Consider the following 1,383-nt stretch of genomic DNA (forward strand, 5'->3'; position numbering starts at 1 on the left):
GCTGTACTCTGTTTAGGGTTAGGTGCGGTAATTTATTTTTTGTCATCTGGCCCTACTTTTCCAACTAAACCTGCACTCTCGTCTAAACCCACTATTCCTACAACATCCTTGGAAGAAAGTATCTGTGAAAGAGTAAAAACAGAATTTGGCGATTGCAAAAAAATTTTATTATTTGATGCTAATTCAAAATTAGTTTTTGCCGAGAATAGTACCGGAATCTTTCCCGTCCTTACAAATAAAGAGTTTACTAAATTTAATAAATTCATTTTTCCAATGATGGATTTCCAGGAGTTCAAGGAGGAGAAAGTCGAGCGAGGGCCGATCGACTGGCGGGCTAAAAATAATGTCCAAAAGGATTTTTCGGTTATATACGGATTTGCCGGAGACGACGCAAAGACCATTGTAATCAATAGTGAAGGCAACATCCAGCCAAACAGGTTTTTCGTTCGGGATAACTTGTGGGTTTGGTATGTTACTATCCAGAAAGATAAAGTTACATTGCCAGTTAAAGTAACCGTTTATGATTCAAATGGTCAAATTATTTTCGGGGGAAATGAAAAGAAAGAATGAAGGGCCCCCCGCCCTACGATATAAATCGGGTACAGACTAAACTGTCCCCGATTTTTTTAATTATACTTTACTTCTCATTGTTCACCAGTTCTTCTAGTCTGCCTATCTATTTAAATATTCTGTCTTAGCCTTCGATTCGTGCGTAGTTTCTGCAATATTTAAGCCAACGACACCTAAAATAATCAGGATTATGGAGCAAACTTTAAGTAAAGAAATATGTTCTTTAAAATAGAATAATCCTACCATTGCTATCGTTGCGGTTCCTATACCTGACCAAATGGCATACGCTACACTTATATCAATTTTTTTTAATGACAGTGTGACGAGAGTTAAACTCAACCCATAGAAAACAAAAATAGCAATGGAAGGAAATAACTTCGTAAAACCTTGCGAAAGCTTCATGGACGTTGTCCCAATAATTTCAGCACATATACCTAGAATCAAATAAAACCAACTCATCATATCTACTCCTTCACTTGGGCTAACAAACAAAAGAAACGAATAAAGTTTATTTATCCGTTTCCGAATCCTTGTAAGAGAAAATGTTAATAAGGAGAATCTCCTGCAATGGTTACACGTTCCGCTAAACGCTCGTAAGGATAATAATCTGAAACAGCATAATGCTGAGTAGCACGATTATCCCAGAAAGCGATTGAATGAGGTTCCCAATGAAAACGAACCTGATACTCAGGAATATGCGTTTGCCGAAATAAAAATTCCAGCAATTCTTCACTCTCATCCTCATCAAGTCCAATGATTCTGGTCCTGACAACTCCCACAGCTAAAGCAGTGGGATTCTAGGGTATAGTGGCA

Annotated in this window: 2 protein-coding genes and 1 pseudogene; 1 reads left to right on the plus strand and 2 read right to left on the minus strand. The window is 37.6% G+C overall.

Annotated features, from left to right (window positions below):
* The coding region (locus tag V7659_RS31815; RefSeq protein ID WP_335543953.1) for a hypothetical protein at positions 1-570 on the plus strand (570 nt) is incomplete at its 5' end.
* 102 nt (positions 571-672) lie between these two features.
* On the opposite strand, the gene V7659_RS31820 is transcribed toward V7659_RS31815, so the two are convergent.
* A complete protein-coding gene (locus V7659_RS31820) occupies positions 673-1,029 on the minus strand; it encodes a DMT family transporter (RefSeq protein WP_335543954.1) in 357 nt (118 codons plus the stop codon).
* Between the two features lie 86 nt (positions 1,030-1,115).
* Positions 1,116-1,334, minus strand: a pseudogene (locus V7659_RS31825) (TauD/TfdA dioxygenase family protein); the annotation flags it as partial.
* Positions 1,335-1,383: the final 49 nt, after the last annotated feature.

Source organism: Neobacillus drentensis, from assembly GCF_036966985.1.
GTDB lineage: Bacteria > Bacillota > Bacilli > Bacillales > Cytobacillaceae > Neobacillus > Neobacillus drentensis_E.